Raw genomic sequence first — 11,708 nt, 5'->3', positions numbered from 1 at the left:
TCATTTCAAACGCGTTCGAGCGCTATCGCGATGCCTTGGCCGACGCCTATGCACATGGTGGCCAAGGCTAGCTTGCCGCCGCGCTCGCGCAGCTCGATCGCCGCCGTGCCGGTGATGCGCGCACCCGACATGCCGAGCGGATGACCGAGCGCGATCGCACCACCGTTTGGATTGACGTGCGCAGCGTCTTCGGCAATGCCGAGCTCACGCAGAACGGCAATGCCCTGGGAGGCAAAGGCTTCATTGAGCTCAACCACATCGAACCGGTCGGGCGTCAGGCCCAGACGCGCGCAAAGCTTCTTGGTGGCCGGCGCCGGGCCAATGCCCATGATGCGCGGCGCCACACCGGCGACGGCACCCCCGAGGATGCGGGCGATGGGCGTCAGGCCGTGCTTCTTCGCCGCGGCTTCCGACGCGATGATGAGTGCGGCTGCGCCGTCATTGACGCCGGAGGCATTGCCGGCCGTGACGGTGCCGCCCTGGCGGAACGGCGCCGGCAACTTGGCCAGCGCTTCGATGGTGGTGCCTGCTCGGGGATGTTCGTCCTTCGACACGACGATCGCGTCGCCTTTCCGCTGCGGGATGGTCACCGGCGTGATTTCCTTCGCCAGGCGGCCATTGGCCTGTGCGGCCATTGCCTTGTCCTGGCTGCGCACGGCGAAGGTGTCCTGATCGGCTCTGCTGACGGCAAAATCCTCGGCCACGTTCTCGCCGGTCTCCGGCATGGAATCGACGCCATATTGCTTCTTCATCAGCGGGTTGACGAAGCGCCAGCCGATGGTGGTGTCGTAGATTTCGGCATTGCGCGAGAAGGCGGTGTCCGCCTTCGGCATGACGAAGGGCGCGCGGCTCATCGATTCCACGCCGCCGGCGATCATCAGCTCGGCCTCGCCGGCCTTGACGGCGCGCGCGGCGATGGTGATGGCATCCATGCCGGAACCGCACAAGCGATTGATGGTCGAACCCGGAATGTCCTGGGGCAAGCCGGCAAGCAGCAGCGCCATGCGCGCGACATTGCGGTTGTCCTCGCCCGCCTGATTGGCGCAGCCATAGATGACGTCGTCGACAGCCGACCAGTCGACGCCGACGTTGCGCTCGACCAACGCTTTGAGCGGGACGGCCGCGAGATCATCGGCGCGCACGGAGGACAACGAGCCGCCGAAACGGCCGATGGGCGTGCGGATGTAATCGCAGATGAAGGCTTCTGTCATCTAGGCAGCTTTCCCTTTGGCGGTTCGTTGATGCGCCGCCTGGGTGCGGGCCTGCAGGTCGCGCAATGTCTTCAGCTCGAGTTCCGTCGGCGCCGGTGTCTCGTCAAGGGCCTCGGCGAATTTTACGACCCAGCCACAAGTCTCCTGCACCTGCGCGCGCGTGACGCCGGGATGCAGCGACACCACGGTGAACTCCTTGGTCGCCGGGTCCGGTCTCCAGATGGCGAGATCGGTGATCAAAAGCGTCGGGCCGGCGGTGTCGATGCCGAGCCGCTTGCGGTGGTCGCCGCCCTCGCCATGGCCGAAGGAGGTGAAGAAGTCGATCTTCTCGACCATGCCGCGCTTCGACTGCGCCATGGTGATGTAGACCTGCCTCGACGAGGTGGCGATCTCCGGTGCGCCGCCGCCGCCAGGCAGCCGGGTCTTGGGATGCGCATAGTCGCCGATGACGGTGGTGTTGATGTTGCCGAATTTGTCGAGCTGGGCGGCACCCAGGAAGCCGATCGAGATGCGGCCGCCCTGCAGCCAGTAGCGGAACATCTCCGGCACCGCGACGGTGGTGACCGCCGTCTCGCACAATTCGCCGTCGCCTATCGACAGCGGCAGGACATCGGGCGCCGTGCCGATGGTGCCGCTCTCATAGATCAGCGTGATATCGGGCGCATGGGTCAGCCGCGCGACGTTGCAGGCGGCCGACGGCGCGCCGATGCCGACGAAGCAGACATCGTCGCTTTTCAAGGCGCGACTGGCGGCAATCGTCATCATCTCGTTGGGAGTGAAGCCCATATCGTTGGCGTCGCTCATGCGGCTTTCCTCAGATGCTCGACGCGGCCGGCAAAGTCGTCCGCGTCGCTCTCGATGACGTTCTTCCGGATCCAGGCCTGGAAGCGGTCGCGGTCGGCGGCGATCTCGTCCCATTCCAGATAGGCGGCGTTGTCGCGTTCGTAATAGCCATGCGTGTAGGAGGGATGCGATCCGCCCGGAACGACGGAAATCGCCGCGATCGTCCAATTCGGCAGCACGGTGAGGTTGGGGTGGAGGTCGTCGAAATTGTCGACCACTTCCTCGACCGTCACCACCGCCCGCTTCGCCGCCAGCACCGCCTCCTTCTGGATGCCGATGATGCCTTCGACCAGCACATTGCCCTTCCGGTCCGCCTTCTGCGCGTGGATGAAAGTGACGTCCGGCCGGATCGCCGGGACGGCGGTCAGCACCTCGCCGGTGAAGGGGCAAGTGACCGACTTGATGTTGGGATTGACCGCGGCGAGCCCGGCGCCGCGATAGCCGCGGAACACCGCGCAGGGTAGGCCCGCGGCGCCCGCCTCGTAGGCGTTGGCCATGCCGGCGTGGCTGTGCTCCTCGACCTCGATGGCGCGGGGAAAACCGTTCTCTATGGCGTCGCGAGCGCGTCGCAACAGGCCAACGCCCGGGTTGCCGAGGTAGGAGAAGATGATCTTCCTGGCCATGCCCATGCCGATCATCTGGTCGTAGATCAGGTCGGGCGTCATGCGGATCAGGGTCAGGTCGCGAAAGCCCTGGCGGATCGCCTCATGCGCGGCGGCGGTCGGGATGAGATGGGTGAAACCCTCGAAAGCGACCGTGTCGCCGTCATGCAGGTTTTCCGCGACCGCTTCTTTCAGCGGCAGGAACTTGACCATCTCAAAGGCTCCGTCGATGAAAAAAGTTCGTATTGCGAACATTTGTTTTAAATGAGATACTTCTAACTCCAAGCTCCGCATTGAGTCAACGCAGGTCTGGAGGTGCTCGTGGAAGAAGAAGCCATTTCACGCGATCACATCGGCTCGCTGGAACGCGGCCTGGCGGTGATGGAGATTCTCGCGCGCCATCCGGCCGGCATGACGTTGACCGAGATGGCCGAGGAGGCGGATCTCACCCGCGCGGGCGCTCGCCGGTTCTTGCTGACATTGGTCGCCACGGGCTACGCGTCGCAGTCCGGCCGGCTGTTTTCGCTGTCGCCGCGCCTTTTGACCGTCGCGCGGACCTGGCTCGGCGGCGCTTCGCTCTGGACTTTTGCCGCGCCGATCATGCGCGAGGTGGCCGGCAAATTCGACGAAGCCTGCAATGCGGCGGTGCTGTCGGGCAAGGACGTTGTCTATGTCGCGCGTATTCCCGGCCGACGAATCTTAAGCGTCGCGCTCGATGTCGGCACCAGGCTGCCGGCCTATTGCACGTCGATGGGGCGGGTGCTGCTTTCCGGTCTGTCGGTGGATGACTTGAAGGCCTACCTGGCGGAAGCATCCATCGAGCGGCGAACGCCGAAGACGATCACCGGCCGCGCCGCGCTCGGCAAGGCCATCGACAAGGCAAGGGCCGATGGTTTCGCCATCGTCGACGAGGAACTGGAGCTCGGCCTGCGCTCGATCGCGGTGCCTATAATCGATCGCGCCGGCCGAACCGTTGCCGCCATCAACGTCTCCACGCAGTCGGCGCGTTTCTCGCTCGAGGCGATGGAGCGCGAAATATTGCCGGTGCTGCGGCAAGCCAAGCAGCGCATCGAGGAGTTTTTCTTCGTTTGACCCAACGGAGCGTCGGACCGCAAGCCGTTGACGCTTCCTTTCAGATACATTACTGAACAGGATTATACAGGTTCATTGAACAGGTATCGATATGGCCCGTCGCGCGATGCAGCTCTCACCCGGCACGGGCAAGCCCGAGCAGATCGCGACGGTTCTGGAGCATGAGATACGCTCAGGCCTGCTCGGCTTCGGCGACCGCCTGCAGAGCGAAAACGAGCTTGTCCAGCGCTTCTCCGTCAGCCGCAACACGGTCCGCAAGGGGCTGGAGGAACTGTCGAGCCGGGGCCTGATCACCACCAAGGTCGGCATCGGCTCCTTTGTCACCTTCGACGGCATGCCGGTCGACGATGCGATCGGCTGGTCGCGCGCGCTGGCCAATGCCGGCGCCAATGCCGAGACGCGCACGTTGCGGCTCGAGATCATCGAGGACGCGGAGCTGGCGGCCAGGCTCGGGGTCGAGAGCCCGTCCTTCATCGCCGTCGATCGCGCCCGCACCAACGCCGATGATGGCCACGCCATTTCGATCGAGCGCAGCCGCTTGCCCTTGTCGCCCGAGCTGGAAGAGGTGCCGCTGCGCGGCTTGCGTGAAGGCTCGCTGCATCAGACGCTGCGCGGGGCGGGGCTCGTTCCCGACCACGGCGAGGAGTGGGTCGACATCGAGATGCTGAGCGCGGCCGATGCGGCGATCCTCGCTTGCGCGCCCGGCACGCCTTTCTTGCGCACCCGCCGCCTGACGCGCGCCGCCGATGGGCGCGCCATCGAATTCGTCACCAGCCTGCTCAACCCGACGCATTTCGCGCTGCATCTGGAGTTCTGAGCATGGCGGAGGAAGCGATCGATAGGGCCATGGGCGCGCTGGTCGGTGGGGCGTTGGGGGACGCGCTGGGCATGCCGACTCAGCTTCTGTCGCCCGCCCGCATCGCCGCGCTCTATGGTCATGTCGAGGATTTCGTCGCGCCCTCAGCCGATCACCCAGTGTCGAAAGGGCTGCCCGCCGGCACAATCACCGACGACACCGAGCAGGCGCTGTTGCTTGGCCGCATCCTCGTCGAGTCCGGCGACCGCTTCGACCACGCGCGCTGGGTCAACGCGCTGCTCGACTGGGAGCGCGACGTCAAGGCGCGCGGCAGCTATGACCTGCTCGGACCATCGACCAAGCGCGCCATCGACGCCATCAACAAGGGCGTGCCGGCCGAGGAGGCTGGACGCGGCGGAGACACCAACGGCGCTGCGATGCGGGTCGCGCCGGTCGGCATCATGATGCCGCCGGAGCCGCTCGAGGCGCTGGTCGCCAAAGTCGCGGAAACCTGCCGGGCCACGCACAACACCTCGATCGCCATTGCCTCGGCTGCGGCGGTCGCGGCCGCTGTCAGCCTTGGCGTTTCGGGCGGCGACTGGCGCGCCGCTTCGAGCCATGCGGTCGCAGCCGCAAAGCTTGGTGGCACGCTCGGTCATTGGGTTACTGGTGGCGACATTGCCCAGCGCATCCTCTGGGCGCAGGGGCTCGTTCGCGGCAAGGCGGAGAAGGAAGCCATCAAACTGATCGTCGACCTGGTCGGCACCGGCGTCGCCAGCCAGGAATCGGTGCCAGCGGCCTTCGCGGTGCTGGAGGTCGCGCAAGGCGACGCGTGGCGGGCCGCCGTCATCGCCGCCAATCTCGGCGGCGACACGGACACGATAGGGGCGATTGCCGCCGGCATGGCCGGCGCCTGCGCCGGGCTGTCGAAGCTGCCGCAGGATCGCATCGCCCAACTTCGTGGCATCGAGATCGCGCAGGTTCGCGCGCTGGCTGAGGATCTGGTCGCCGCACGCAGCCGCAAGGCCAGCCCTGGCAAGGAGGATGCCGCATGAGCGGACGGCTCGTCCACGTCGGCAGCGCGGTGGTCGACTATGTCTACCGCATCGACGCCCTGCCCGCGGCCGGCACGGAAAAGACCGCGACGAGCTACGCCCGCGTCGCCGGCGGCGGTTTCAACATGATGGTCGCGGCAAGCCGCACCGGCATGAAGGTGGTGTTCGGCGGCCAGTTGGGCACCGGGCCGGACGGAGACTTCCTGCGCGCCGCTTTCGCCGCCGAAGGCATCGAAACGCTGACGCCGCCGTCGCCCTCGATGGACAGCGGCAATTGCGTCGCCATGATCAGCGGCGACGCCGAGCGCACCTTCGTCTCCTGGCCGGGCGCCGAGAGCCGGCTCACGTTCGCCATGATGAAGCCGGTTCAAGTCGTTCAAGGCGATTGGGTTTTCGCCTCGGGCTATACGCTGAGCTATCCCGGCAGCCGCGATGCGCTCGCGGATTGGATCGAGGCGCTGCCGGCCGGCATTCCTTTCGTGTTCGATCCGACGCCGGTGATCGCCGACATTCCGCGGCCGATCCTGGACAGGGTTCTGGCGCGTACGACCTGGCTGAGCTGCAACACTGACGAGGCCGCCGAGATTGCCGGCGCCGGCGATGCCCAGACCGTCGCCATCCGGTTGCTCGCCGACCATTGCCCCAAAGCCGAAGGCGTCGTCATCCGCGCCGGCGCGCATGGCTGCCTAGTGCGCATGGCCGATGGCGGCACCCGTGCGGTGCCGGGCTTCAAGGTGGAAGCCGTTGACACCAACGGGGCCGGCGACACGCATATCGGCGCTTTCGTCAGTGGCCTTTCGCGCGGCATGTCCCCTTGCGAGGCGGCACGCTACGCCAATGCGGCCGCCGCGCTTTCGGTGACCCGCCATGGCGGGTCTTCGGCGCCGACCGACACGGAAATCCAGGAATTCCTGACCCAGCGCGGCGAAGCGACGACCGCGCTTGGCCGGGCCGAAGCGACTGCAACTTAACAAGCTCGTCAACCGGGCGAACAATGAGAGGAAAATACCATGCGCATGCCCAGACTGACTGCATTGCTTACGGCGACCGCCGTCTTCGTCTCAGCCTTCACGGCTTGTGCATTCCCCTTGGCAGCGCAAGCCGCCGAGGAGGTGCATGTGCTCAACTGGAAAGGGTATGGCGCCGACGAGCCGTGGGCGGTCGCCAATTTCGAGAAGGCGACCGGCTACAAGGTGGTCAACGACTTCTTCAACTCCGAGCAGGAGATGCTGACCAAGATCCGCACCAATCCCGGCCTGTACGACGTCGTCATGATCAACGCCGCCTTCAACGATCAGGCGATGGCCGGCAAGCTGATCCAGCCGATCGACGTCTCGAAGCTCTCCAACTACGCCGACGTTGCCAAGGATAAGGCGGGCTCGCCGATGCTCAACCATGACGGCAAGGTCTATGGCGTGCCGTGGGTGTGGGGCCTGACGGCTCTGGCCATCAACGACAAGAGTTTCGACAAGCCGCCGACGAGCATCGCGGAGATGTGGGATCCGAAGCATAAGGGCCGCGTCATCATCCGTGACGACGCCGTCGAGGCGGTGCAATTCGGCGCGATCGCGTCGGGGCAGAACATCAACGACATCAAGGATATGGATGCGGTCAAGGCGAAGCTCACCTCGCTGATGCCGCAGATCAAGACCTTCTGGAGCTCGGAGAACGACTGGAACCAAATGGTCGCCTCCAACCAGATCGACATCGGCACCTATTGGAGCGGCTCGGCCGACCGCGCCAAGACGCATTTCAAGCTGCCGGTCTCGCTGGTCATCCCGCAGGAAGGCGCCGTCGCCTGGCTCGACGCGTTCTCGATCCCGGTCGGCTCGAAGAACGTCGCGGGCGCCGAGGCCTTCATCAACTACATGATCGACCCGAAATTCTATGTCGAATGGGTCACCAAGGTCGGTGCGCCGGTCTCGGCCAATACCAAGGCGGTCGAGGCGCTGCCCGAGGACGCCTTCAACCGCAAGGTCATGGGCAGCCCGGATGTCGCCAAGCGCATCCAGTTCCAGGCACCGATCACCGACGAGCAGCGCGAGAAGTATCTGGCGCTGTGGCAGGAACTGAAGGTCAATGTGAAGTAGTCAGGCTGCTTCGGGGAGGAGAGGGCAAATGGCTGACCAGCTTGCGATCGGTTCGCGCCGCGGACTGAGGCCGGCCCTGCCGCTTCTCCTTCCCGCCTATCTGTGGCTGACGGTGGCGATCTTCCTACCGCTGTCGGCCATGGCCTTCTTTTCGTTCATGACCGACCTGCCGCTGGCCGGAAAGGAGTGGTCGTTCACGCTCGGCAATTACGCGGCTTTCTTCTCGCAAAGCCTCTATTCGACGCTGCTGATTGCATCGCTGCGGCTCGGCCTCGAGGTGACGCTGTGGTGCGTCGTCATCGGCTACCCGGCGGCTTATGTGCTGGCCAAGGTGCTCAAAGGGCGCAGTCGCGAGGCGATCTTCCTGCTCGTCATCCTGCCCTTCTGGTCGAACGGGCTGGTGCGCATCTTCTCCTGGGCGATGGTGCTGCGCGAGGGCGGCATCCTCGATACTGCACTCAACGCGGTGCTGCCGTTCAAGATCAACATCGATCTCATGTATTCCTATCCCGCCGTCATCATCGGCCTGGTGCACTCCTACGTGCCCTACATGGTGCTGACCTGCTACCTCACGCTGCAGGCGATCGACGACTCGCTGATCGAGGCGGGACGATCGCTTGGCGCGTCGCGGCGGCAGGTGCTGTGGCGGGTGATCATCCCGCTTTCGATGCCGGGCCTGATCGCCGGAGCGGCGCTGATCTTCGTGCCGGTGGTCGGCTCCTTCATGGAGCCGCGCATCCTCGGCGGCCGCACCGGCACCTTCTACGGCACCGTCATCGAGGACCAGTTCGTCGCCGTCTTCAACTGGCCGCTGGGCGCCGCGCTCTCCTTCATCCTGCTCGCGGTCGTGCTGATCATCCTGGCTTTAGCCGCGCCGGTCCTGCGGAGAGCCGGCTGATGGCGACGACGCGCATCCTCGAAGGGCTCGGGCGATTCTACATCGTGCTGCTGCTCGCCTTCCTCTATCTGCCGATCATCATCATGGCGGCGATGTCCTTCAACGCCTCGCCCTTCTACCAATTGCCGTTCGAGTGGACGACGGACTGGTACGCTTCGCTCTGGCAGAACGACCAACTGATCGCGGCGACCTGGAACAGCATCGAGATCGCAATCATCACCACTTTGATCTCGACCGTGCTTGGATCGATGGCGTCGCTGGCACTCTACCGCTACGAGTTCCGCGGCAAAAAAATCCTGCAGGCGCTGCTCTTTCCGCCGATCGCCATTCCATGGCTGATCACCGGCACCGCGATGCTGATCTTCTTCTTCGGAGTCGGCATCGGCCGCGGGCTGGTGGCAATCCTGCTCGGCCATGTCGCGCTGGCGCTGCCCTACGTGATCGTCGTCGTCTCGGCGCGGCTGCAGACCTTCGCGCCGGAGCTGGAGGAGGCGGCCCGCTCGCTCGGCGCCAACCAGTGGCAGGTGACCATGCGCGTGACGCTGCCCTGGATCATGCCGGGCGTGATCGCCGGCGGGCTGTTCGCCTTCGCCGTGTCGTTCGACCAGTTCGTGGTCTCGTACTTCCTGTCGACGCCCGGCCAGACGACGCTGCCGGTCGAAATCTATGCCGCGATCCGCAAGGGTTTTACCCCGGAGATCAACGCGGTCTCGACCATCATCATTGTCGTGTCGATGGCGCTGATGCTGCTCACGGCGCGCTTCTTCAAATTCGGCGGAGAGAAATAATAATGGCCGGCGTCCAGGTAGCGAACGTCTCCCGCAGCTTCGGTGCGCACAAGGCGCTGGACGATGTCTCGATCGATTTTCCGGACGGCGGCTTCTACGCGCTGCTCGGGCCATCCGGCAGCGGCAAGACGACGTTGCTGAGGCAGATCGCCGGCTTCGACTTTCCGGATTCGGGCCGCATCGCCATCGGCGGCGAAAGCGTCGAGCGCGTGCCGGTCGAAAAGCGGCGCATCGGCATGGTGTTCCAGAACTATGCGCTGTTTCCCAACATGAGCGTCGCCGACAATGTCGCTTTCGGCCTTTCGGTACGCGGCGAGCCGAAGGCGGCGATCGCCACAGAAGTGCAGCGCGCGCTCGACCTCGTGCAGCTCGGCAAGCTCGGCGGGCGAAAGCCGCACCAGCTCTCGGGCGGCCAGCGCCAGCGCGTGGCGCTGGCGCGCGCCATCGTCACCAAGCCGCGCGTACTGCTTCTCGACGAACCGCTCGGCGCGCTCGACAAGGCGCTGCGCGTTGACATGCAGATCGAGCTGAAGCGCATCCAGCGCGAGATCGGCATCACCACGATCTTCGTCACGCATGACCAGGAAGAGGCGCTGACGATGAGCGACCGCATCGGCATATTGCGCGACGGCCGGCTGGTGCAGGAAGGGCCGCCGGAAGAGATTTACGACAGGCCGCAAAGCGAATTCGCCGCGACCTTCCTCGGCGACGCCAATATCTTTCGCGGCGACGCGACCGGCTCCGGGATCAAGCTGTCGGACGGCACGACGATCGCCGCTTCGACAGGCGCATCGGTGCCGGCCGGCGCCAAGGCGAGCTGTGCCGTGCGGCCGGAGCGCATCCGGATCTCGACCGGCGCTGCGACTGCCGGTGCCGGCAATGCGAACGTGCTCGCAGGGTGGGTCTCGAAGCGCATCTTCGCCGGCAACAACAGCACCTATTTCGTCGAGCGCGACGGCCAGACGCTGAAGGTGATCGTCCAGAACACCGGGGCCGAGAGGCTGGCCGAAGGTCAGCCCGTGGTGCTCAGCTGGTCGCCGGACAGCACTGTGCTGATCGCGGCCTGAGACTGCTGCTCGAAGCCAGGCCGAGACGATTCAAATCTCCGGGATGCTTTCGCGGAAGATGACCTGCAACCGTGGCTGATGGAGCTCGTAGGGCAATCCCCTGACCGAATGCGACAGGATGTTGAGCGCCTCCCTGGCCTCGACGCGCGGATTCTGATCGATCACCGCGTCGAGCGTGCCGTCGAGCAAAAGCTCCTTCGTGCCGTCTGTCACTTCATGGCCGAGGAAGAGGATCTCCTTCGCGCGTCCGCGCTCCTTCAGCGCGCGGGCGATGCCGGTATTGCCGGCGCCGACATTGTAGATCGCGGCAAGATCCGGATGGCGCTCGAGCAAAGCGGAGGCTTCCGAATAGGCCTTTTCGCGGTCGTCGAGCATTTCGCGCATCTCGACGATTTCGAGGTTGGGAGATTCCTCGGCGACGATATGGCGAAAACCCATCTCGCGTTCCTCATGGCCGCGATAGGCGAGCGAGCCGGCGAACAACGCCACCTTGCCCGGACGGCCGGCGCCCATGAAGCGGTTGAGCAGATAGCCGGCGAGCCGCCCTGCGGCGCGGTTGTCGATGCCGATATAGGCGACCCTCGGCACATGCAGGATGTCGGAGGCGATGGTGACGACCTTGATGTCGCTGGCCGACAGCGAGCGGATCGCCTCGCGCACCGTCGGGTGGTCAAGCGCGATGACGCCGACACCTTGCGTCTGGCCGTGCAGATCCTGCAGCAGGCGGGCGAGCCGGTCGGGGTTGAAGCCTTCGATGGTGGTGACGCGGACGTCGAGATCGGGCCGCGTCAACGCCTGCGCCTCGATGTGCCGGTGCAAGAGCTTGATGAAGGAGTTGGTGCCGGCCGGCAGCGCGAAGTCGAGCCTTATCGTCTGCCCCGGCACGGCGCGCTGCTGACTTCCGTTCGGCGTTTCGGCGATGTAGCCCAGGCGCTGCGCCATCTGGATGACGATCTCGCGCGTGCGTGCCCGCACCCCCGGGCGGTTGTTCAGCACACGGTCGACCGTGGCAGGAGAAACGCCGGCTTCCCGGGCTATGTCTGTCAGGGTTGACCGCACGTCGAGCACCTCATCGCAAGCATCAGAATCACGCAGCTTCCACTCATTTCCGCGGAAAACGCTCAGCCGCAACCGCGATTCTGATGTGAAATGATGTAACCGCCCTTGGCTTGCGCGCAAGCCGGCGCGGTACATAAGGCGGCGAAGGTCCGGCCAAGCTGGTTGGATCGCGGCGAAAGCCCCTCAAATCCAAGCAATGGGAGCGAT

At 65.2% G+C, this 11,708-nt stretch carries 12 protein-coding genes; 8 read left to right on the top strand and 4 right to left on the bottom strand.

Annotation, left to right across the window (positions count from 1 at the left end):
* Positions 1-5: 5 nt before the first annotated feature.
* From pcaF to P9273_RS07345, 3 genes are read right to left on the bottom strand one after another with little or no spacing between them, the layout of a single operon-like run.
* The gene (pcaF, locus tag P9273_RS07355; RefSeq protein WP_278048280.1) at positions 6-1,211 is read right to left on the bottom strand and encodes a 3-oxoadipyl-CoA thiolase; all 1,206 of its coding nucleotides are present in this window, start codon (positions 1,209-1,211) and stop codon (positions 6-8) included.
* The gene (locus P9273_RS07350) at positions 1,212-2,015 is read right to left on the bottom strand and encodes a CoA-transferase subunit beta (RefSeq protein ID WP_278048279.1); all 804 of its coding nucleotides are present in this window, start codon (positions 2,013-2,015) and stop codon (positions 1,212-1,214) included. It abuts the gene before it with no gap.
* Positions 2,012-2,869 carry a CoA transferase subunit A gene (locus P9273_RS07345; RefSeq protein WP_278048278.1) on the bottom strand — a complete coding sequence of 286 codons (858 nt, stop codon included), beginning with the start codon at positions 2,867-2,869 and terminating at the stop codon, positions 2,012-2,014. The genes P9273_RS07350 and P9273_RS07345 overlap by 4 nt, the downstream gene beginning before the upstream one ends.
* Positions 2,870-2,977: 108 nt before the next feature.
* Between P9273_RS07345 and P9273_RS07340 the strand changes: the two genes are divergently transcribed.
* The 8 genes from P9273_RS07340 to P9273_RS07305 all read left to right on the top strand — a co-directional run bounded on the left by P9273_RS07340 (position 2,978) and on the right by P9273_RS07305 (position 10,442).
* A complete protein-coding gene (locus P9273_RS07340; protein ID WP_278048277.1) occupies positions 2,978-3,748 on the top strand; it encodes an IclR family transcriptional regulator domain-containing protein in 771 nt (256 codons plus the stop codon).
* A gap of 91 nt (positions 3,749-3,839) precedes the next feature.
* A complete protein-coding gene (locus P9273_RS07335) occupies positions 3,840-4,565 on the top strand; it encodes a GntR family transcriptional regulator (protein WP_278048276.1) in 726 nt (241 codons plus the stop codon).
* Positions 4,566-4,567: 2 nt separating this feature from the next.
* On the top strand, positions 4,568-5,599 hold the full coding sequence (locus P9273_RS07330; protein ID WP_278048275.1) for an ADP-ribosylglycohydrolase family protein: 1,032 nt from the start codon (positions 4,568-4,570) through the stop codon (positions 5,597-5,599).
* On the top strand, positions 5,596-6,570 hold the full coding sequence (locus P9273_RS07325; protein WP_278048274.1) for a PfkB family carbohydrate kinase: 975 nt from the start codon (positions 5,596-5,598) through the stop codon (positions 6,568-6,570). Before P9273_RS07330 ends, P9273_RS07325 begins: the two co-directional genes overlap by 4 nt.
* Before the next feature lie 39 nt (positions 6,571-6,609).
* Positions 6,610-7,689, top strand: a complete 1,080-nt coding sequence (locus P9273_RS07320) for an ABC transporter substrate-binding protein (protein WP_278048273.1) — start codon at positions 6,610-6,612, stop codon at positions 7,687-7,689.
* A 28-nt stretch (positions 7,690-7,717) separates the two neighbouring features.
* Positions 7,718-8,587: an ABC transporter permease gene (locus P9273_RS07315; RefSeq protein ID WP_278048272.1), complete on the top strand. Its 870-nt coding sequence runs from the start codon at positions 7,718-7,720 to the stop codon at positions 8,585-8,587.
* Positions 8,587-9,375 carry an ABC transporter permease gene (locus P9273_RS07310; protein ID WP_278048271.1) on the top strand — a complete coding sequence of 263 codons (789 nt, stop codon included), beginning with the start codon at positions 8,587-8,589 and terminating at the stop codon, positions 9,373-9,375. The genes P9273_RS07315 and P9273_RS07310 overlap by 1 nt, the downstream gene beginning before the upstream one ends.
* A gap of 2 nt (positions 9,376-9,377) precedes the next feature.
* Complete coding sequence (locus P9273_RS07305) at positions 9,378-10,442, top strand: ABC transporter ATP-binding protein (protein WP_278048270.1); 1,065 nt, start codon at positions 9,378-9,380, stop codon at positions 10,440-10,442.
* A gap of 30 nt (positions 10,443-10,472) precedes the next feature.
* Here the strand turns inward: P9273_RS07305 and P9273_RS07300 are convergent, their stop codons facing one another.
* The gene (locus P9273_RS07300) at positions 10,473-11,501 is read right to left on the bottom strand and encodes a LacI family DNA-binding transcriptional regulator (RefSeq protein ID WP_278048269.1); all 1,029 of its coding nucleotides are present in this window, start codon (positions 11,499-11,501) and stop codon (positions 10,473-10,475) included.
* Positions 11,502-11,708 lie beyond the last annotated feature (207 nt).

It is taken from the genome of Mesorhizobium sp. WSM4935, from assembly GCF_029625735.1.
Lineage (GTDB): Bacteria > Pseudomonadota > Alphaproteobacteria > Rhizobiales > Rhizobiaceae > Mesorhizobium.
Note: the sequence above shows the minus strand (reverse complement) of the source record. Positions and strands in the feature narration are given on the sequence as shown.

What these genes read in the sequence shown, in the direction of transcription:
- pcaF (WP_278048280.1), bottom strand. Translation starts at nt 1,211, where the DNA reads ATGACAGAAGCCTTCATCTGCGATTACATCCGCACGCCCATCGGCCGT.
- P9273_RS07315 (WP_278048272.1), top strand. Translation starts at nt 7,718, where the DNA reads ATGGCTGACCAGCTTGCGATCGGTTCGCGCCGCGGACTGAGGCCGGCC.
- P9273_RS07350 (WP_278048279.1), bottom strand. Translation starts at nt 2,015, where the DNA reads ATGAGCGACGCCAACGATATGGGCTTCACTCCCAACGAGATGATGACG.
- P9273_RS07335 (WP_278048276.1), top strand. Translation starts at nt 3,840, where the DNA reads ATGGCCCGTCGCGCGATGCAGCTCTCACCCGGCACGGGCAAGCCCGAG.
- P9273_RS07330 (WP_278048275.1), top strand. Translation starts at nt 4,568, where the DNA reads ATGGCGGAGGAAGCGATCGATAGGGCCATGGGCGCGCTGGTCGGTGGG.
- P9273_RS07325 (WP_278048274.1), top strand. Translation starts at nt 5,596, where the DNA reads ATGAGCGGACGGCTCGTCCACGTCGGCAGCGCGGTGGTCGACTATGTC.
- P9273_RS07320 (WP_278048273.1), top strand. Translation starts at nt 6,610, where the DNA reads ATGCGCATGCCCAGACTGACTGCATTGCTTACGGCGACCGCCGTCTTC.
- P9273_RS07305 (WP_278048270.1), top strand. Translation starts at nt 9,378, where the DNA reads ATGGCCGGCGTCCAGGTAGCGAACGTCTCCCGCAGCTTCGGTGCGCAC.
- P9273_RS07345 (WP_278048278.1), bottom strand. Translation starts at nt 2,869, where the DNA reads ATGGTCAAGTTCCTGCCGCTGAAAGAAGCGGTCGCGGAAAACCTGCAT.
- P9273_RS07310 (WP_278048271.1), top strand. Translation starts at nt 8,587, where the DNA reads ATGGCGACGACGCGCATCCTCGAAGGGCTCGGGCGATTCTACATCGTG.